The sequence below is a fragment of the Ornithinimicrobium sp. genome (genome assembly GCF_051004135.1).
Classification (GTDB): domain Bacteria; phylum Actinomycetota; class Actinomycetes; order Actinomycetales; family Dermatophilaceae; genus Ornithinicoccus.
This window is the reverse complement of record NZ_JBPCKQ010000067.1, coordinates 1-4,879: the sequence shown is the minus strand read 5'-3', so window position 1 is coordinate 4,879 and position 4,879 is coordinate 1. Positions and strand designations below refer to the sequence as shown.

Annotated in this window: 5 protein-coding genes; 3 read left to right on the top strand and 2 right to left on the bottom strand. The window is 71.4% G+C overall.

What is annotated here, in order from left to right; translation table 11 throughout:
• Window positions 1-115 precede the first annotated feature (115 nt).
• From paaC to paaE, 3 genes are all read left to right on the top strand, one after another.
• Complete coding sequence (gene paaC, locus ACR2FV_RS03830) at window positions 116-847, top strand: 1,2-phenylacetyl-CoA epoxidase subunit PaaC (protein ID WP_434014376.1); 732 nt, start codon at window positions 116-118, stop codon at window positions 845-847.
• On the top strand, window positions 844-1,386 hold the full coding sequence (gene paaD / locus ACR2FV_RS03825) for a 1,2-phenylacetyl-CoA epoxidase subunit PaaD (protein WP_434014375.1): 543 nt from the start codon (window positions 844-846) through the stop codon (window positions 1,384-1,386). The genes paaC and paaD overlap by 4 nt, the downstream gene beginning before the upstream one ends.
• Before the next feature lie 82 nt (window positions 1,387-1,468).
• A complete protein-coding gene (paaE, locus tag ACR2FV_RS03820; RefSeq protein ID WP_434014374.1) occupies window positions 1,469-2,590 on the top strand; it encodes a 1,2-phenylacetyl-CoA epoxidase subunit PaaE in 1,122 nt (373 codons plus the stop codon).
• Between the two features lie 48 nt (window positions 2,591-2,638).
• Here the strand turns inward: paaE and ACR2FV_RS03815 are convergent, their stop codons facing one another.
• Entirely contained in the window at window positions 2,639-3,667 is a 1,029-nt protein-coding gene (locus ACR2FV_RS03815) for a hypothetical protein (RefSeq protein WP_434014373.1), read from the bottom strand.
• A gap of 7 nt (window positions 3,668-3,674) precedes the next feature.
• Window positions 3,675-4,298, bottom strand: a complete 624-nt coding sequence (locus ACR2FV_RS03810; protein WP_434014372.1) for a hypothetical protein — start codon at window positions 4,296-4,298, stop codon at window positions 3,675-3,677.
• Between the last annotated feature and the right edge of the window lie 581 nt (window positions 4,299-4,879).

The following is a 4,879-nucleotide window of genomic DNA, read 5'->3' as shown; positions in this document are numbered from 1 at the left end:
CGCCTCCCCCCCCTCTCCCCCCCCCCCCCCCCCCCCCCCCCCCCCCCCTCTTCCCCCCCTTTCCGTTCCCCCCCCCCCCCCCCCCCCCCCCCCCCCCCCCCCCGCGACGGCATACCTGCTGGGTCTGGCTGACGACGCCCTCATCTACGCCCAGCGTCTGGGGGAGTGGCTCACCCGCGCCCCGCAGATCGAGGAGGACATGGCGCTGGGCAACATCGGCCTCGATCTGCTCGGTCAGGCCCGGGCGCTGCTCACCCACGCCGGCGAGATCGAGGGTCGCGGTCGCGACGAGGACGCCTTGGCCTACCTGCGCGACGAGCGGGAGTTCCGCAACGTGCACCTGGTCGAGCAGCCGCGCGGCGACTTCGCGCACGAGATGGCCCGGCTGCTGGTGTTCGCCGGGAACGGCTACGAGCTGTGGTGCGCGCTGCAGCACTCCAGCGACGACGTGCTCGCCGGGGTCGCGGGAAAGGCGGTCAAGGAGGTCGCCTACCACCGCGACCACGCGGCGCAGTGGGTGGTTCGGCTCGGCGACGGCACGCCGGAGTCGCACGAGCGGATGCAGGAGGCGCTGGTCGCCGTGGCGCCCTACGTCGCCGAGCTGGGTGAGGACGACGAGGCTTCGGTGTGGGCCACAGAGCGCGAGCTGGGTGTGCTGCCGAGCACGCTGGTGCCGGCGCGCACCGAATGGGTGGCCCGGGTCGTCGAGCAGGCGACGCTTGAGCTGCCCGAGCAGCCGCGGTGGCGCTCCCGGGGCGGCCGCGACGGCATTCACTCCGAGACCATGGGCCATCTGCTGGCCGAGCTGCAGCACGTCCACCGCAGCCACCCCGGGGCGCAGTGGTGAGCCCGACGACGACCCGCCGCGCAGGTGTCGAGACGGACGCGCTCGAGGCGGCGATCCGCGCCATCCCCGACCCCGAGATCCCAGTCATCAGCATCGACGACCTCGGCATCGTGCGCGGGCTCGAGCTGCTCGAGCGCCGAGGCGGCGATGAGCGTGCCGTGGTGCGGGTGACGATCACGCCGACCTACAGCGGGTGCCCGGCGATGGGGGTGATCACCGAGACCATCGAAGCCGAAGTGCGCCGGGCCGGGCTGACTCCGCAGGTGGTGACCCGGTTGTCGCCGGCGTGGACGACCGACTGGATGAGCCCGCAGGGCAAGGTGTCGCTGCGCCGCTTCGGTATCGCCCCGCCGACGGGCCGGGCGGCGGTCCGGTCCGAGGGCCCCGTCGTCGTCGACCTACGGGTGCGGTCGGTGACCTGTCCGCAATGCGGCGCGGCCGACACCGAGGAGCTGGCCCGCTTCGGGGCCACGGCGTGCAAGGCACTGCGCCGGTGCCTGGAGTGTCGCGAGCCGTTCGAGGAGTTCAAGCCCATCTGAGCGGCAGGCCGACGACCGACCAACGGACGCAACCGCCGACGGCGCGGGGCCCACCGCATACCAGCACCAAAGGAGCATCTGCGTGAGTGTGACCCTGACGCGACCGACGCGACGCCGGGCCAACTTCCACGACCTGCGCATCACCGACGTCGAACGGCTCACCGACCAGGCGGTGGCGGTCCGGCTGGCCGTGCCGCAGCAGCTGCGTGCGGACTTCGACTTCGAGCCTGGACAGCACCTCACCCTGCGGGCCGAGATCGACGGCGAGGACGTGCGCCGGTCCTACTCGATCTGTGTCTCCCGGTCGCAGTGGCAGCGCACCGGCGAGATGCGGGTCGCGACCGCGCGCGTCACCGGCGGTGTGATGAGCAACTGGCTCAACGACCGGGCGCGGGTCGGCGACACCGTCGCCGTGATGACGCCGATGGGCAGCTTCACCGCGGCGACCGACCCCGCTGCCCGTCGGCACCACGTCGCCGTCGCGGCAGGATCGGGCATCACCCCCGTCCTGTCGTTGGTGACCACGGCGCTGGAGGAGGAGCCGGCGTCGCGGGCCACGCTGATCTTCGGCAACCGACGGACCGACTCCATCATGTTCCTCGAGGAGCTGATGGACTGCAAGAACCGCTTCCCCGAACGGTTCACCCTGCTCAACGTGCTGTCCAGGGAGCCGCAGGACGCGGAGCTGCTCAGCGGGCGAATCGACCGGGACCGTCTCGAGCGGTTCCTGGCCACGCTGGTGCCCGTCGATGACGTGGACGAGTGGTATCTGTGCGGTCCGTTCGGCATGGTCGAGACCGCGCGGGAGGTGCTGTCCGCGCACGGCGTCGACGAGCACACGGTGCGCCACGAGGTCTTCCACGTCGACGAGGCCAGTCCGTCGCCCACGACCGCCGGCCGGGAGGCCGAGGAGGAAGCAGCGGCTGCGGCGGTCGTGACGCTCACCCTGGACGGGCGCACGACGCAGGTGCCGATGCGCTCCCGGGCAGAGTCCATCCTGGCCGCCACGTTGCGCGAGCGCCCGGATGCACCGTTCAGCTGCACCGGCGGGGTATGCGGCACCTGTCGAGCCCGGCTCGTCGACGGCGAGGTGACGATGGACCGCAACTACGCGCTCGAGCCTGAGGAGATCGAGGCGGGGATCGTGCTGGCCTGCCAGTCCCACCCCGTCACCGACACGGTCACGCTCGACTACGACGCCTGAGCACTGCACCAGTCAAGGTGTGCCCGGGTGCTCGGGACGTGGACCGCTTCAGTCGAAGTTGGCGCGGTCCATCGCGAAGACGAAACGCCTGCCTGGATACTCGGACAGGGACCACAGCTGATCGGTAGAGGGCCAGTAGCAGATGTCCTCGGGGCCCGGTGGGAGCGCCCATCGGCGCGGCGTCAGGCTGCCGGGTGCCCCGACATACAGGTGTCCGCGGCGGGTCCGGCCGCGACTGACGCTCACGTAGTAGCGCTCGCCCACCACGGCGACTCCCTGCATGTGGCCGACACCGCGTGGGTCCAGCAGAGCCGGTTGGCAGCGGCCGTCTGGCTGGTCGGAGGGCAGCAGTGACTCCTCGTCCAGCGGATAGCGCACGAGCCTCGTGCTCATGTCGCCGCGACCGTACTCACCAGCGACCAGCTCGGGCGGGTTGCTGCTGCGGTTGAGCGACAGGAACGAGTAGCGCAGCGGCTCGACCTCGTCGGCGGCGTGCGCCCGGTACGTGAACCGGACCGGCAGGACGTAGCGGTAGTCGAAGGACTCGGGACCGGGCTCGAGCCGGATGATGTCGCTGATCCGACAGGTGAAGAACCCGCGACGGGTGCCGGCCACGTGCAGGTGGTCACCGGCCCAGACCACGCCACCGGCGTGGATGTGCAACGGCTCCAGCCGGGTGCCACCCGCCTCGTCCGTGACCGCCCGCACGAGGAGCACGTGCCGGTAGCGCAAGGTCTCGAGATCGACGAAGGTCACCCGGCTGCCTTGGCGGCCGTCACCGTCGTCCTTGCAGTACCAGCTGGTCACGAGCAACCGACGATCCTGGACCTGGCCGCTCGCCGTGGCGTCGGCGGTGCTGCTGATCCCCTGTGGCCACCATCTCGGTGAGCCCTGATCCTGGTCGTTCCAGGTGAACCCCCAGACCGGTGCGCGGCCCGGCACCCGGGCGGGGGTGGCCACCCGGTTGAGGCCGTCGAGCACGCCGGCCAGTCCGACGGGCGGGCCGACCCGCTCGCCGAGGCGGGCGATCTGATCTCGCTGCACCTTGCTGCGCCGCAGGTGGATGCCGTCGACCATCGGTCCGCTAGCTCCGGCCGGCAGTTCGAGCCGTGGCCGCGCCGGTCCTGGGCTCGGCTGCCGCTGCGCGAAGGACACCCAGCCAGCCGGTGCCGATGCCGATCGCGAAGCAGCTCAGCACCCCCCAGGGCCAGAAGATGTGCTCGTCGCGCAGGAACCATGACCCGAGAAGGAGCGCGACCGCCGGCAGCACGGACGGCCCCACCCCGTGCCGGCGGATCACGTCGATCGTGACCAGGACGGCCCCCGCGAAGAGCGCCCAGGCGCCGACGTCGCCCAGGATGGTGCCGATGTGGAAGGCCAGGCTGATCGATGGCGGGCGGGGCACCGCATCGGCGCCGAGCCGATCCGTCACGTAGCCGTTCCCGATGCCGCTGATCACATCGAGCGCGGTGTAGAGCGTGGCATAGACGTAGGCCGTGACGACGACACCGATCGCCAGCAGGTCGCGTCGCCCCCGGACCAGCCAGGCCAGCGCGACACCGACCAGGGGGAAGACCAGGACGCCGGCCAGGTGCATGAGGAACCAGTGCCGCGCGGTGTCCGGGTTGAGCCCGGACGGGTGCGTGGCCCCGACCACGCCGAGCACCAGGCCCGGCGCTGCCAGCAGCGCAAACGTCCTCCACCTCATGGCCACCGACGATAGCCGGAGCCTTCCGGCGACCCGCGGGTGAGCCGACCAGAGCATGAAGGGCGCTTACCTGTACCCGTGTGCACGCTACGGTCGGAGCAGGGCAACCCTTGAGCGGCGAGTCCACCTCCTGCTCGACCAGTCGCGATACGAGCGCGTGCGTCGTCGCGCTCGTCTTGGGTGGAGATGAGCCCTGGCGGCAGGACTGTAGGTCCCTGTTGGCTGCCACGACGACGGGGCACAGCTGCACGGATGCGTGGAGCTGGTGCAGGTGGTGCTCTTCCACCGGCTACGCCGGGTCGGACGTCAGGCGGCGTGCCGTCAGGCCCACCAGCTCATCGGGGGTCTCATCCTGCACGACTTCACGATGCCGGCTTCGACCACATCGTCTCCGCCGACCGTGACTTCGCAGGCGTCCCGGAGCTGCGTCGACTCACGCCGTCCGACGCACTGGGCCGCTTCTCGTGAACCGTCGCAATCCTCGGCGCCGGCCCGGCCCCCACTGGTGCACGATCTCGCACACTGGTGCCCTTCGCGCGCCGGGCACCCAGGTGCGGGAGAGGGGGCACCTCGCGGTGCCA